This window comes from Pseudomonas sp. AC463, assembly GCF_979253585.1.
Window position 1 is genome coordinate 1 of record NZ_CEEDDZ010000108.1, and the last position, 473, is coordinate 473.

The 473-nt window shown below is 67.9% G+C and carries 1 protein-coding gene; it reads left to right on the top strand.

Annotated elements, in window-relative coordinates; genetic code table 11:
- Positions 1 to 473, top strand: a 473-nt coding sequence (locus AC0IYH_RS29315; protein ID WP_471837534.1) for a serine hydrolase domain-containing protein, incomplete at both ends; no start/stop codon positions are given.

Consider the following 473-nt stretch of genomic DNA (forward strand, 5'->3'; position numbering starts at 1 on the left):
GGGCGAAGAAGCCGCTCGACTTCGAACCGGGCACGAAGTGGCAATATTCGAACACCGGCTATGTCGTCGCGGGCATGATCGTGGAGAAGGTCGCGGGAATGCCGCTGATCGACTTCCTGCAAGCGCGCGTGTTCCGCCCGCTCGGCATGGCGGCGATGGATCAGGACCTCGCAACCGGACCGCGCTACCCGCAGGGTTACAAGCGGTTCGCGCTCGGCCCCGTGCGCGTCGAAACGCCGGCGGCGCGCGGCTGGCTGTATGCCGCCGGCGAGCTGTCGATGTCCGCGGCCGACCTCGCCAAATGGGACATCGCACGCATGAACCGCACGCTGCTGCCCGCAGACGACTGGGCGGAGCAGGAGACGGCGGTGAAGCTGACCGACGGCACCACCAACGGCTATGGTCTCGGCATCGGCAACGGCCGGCGGCTCGATCACCGCACGCTGGAACATAGCGGCGAAGCGGTCGGCTTC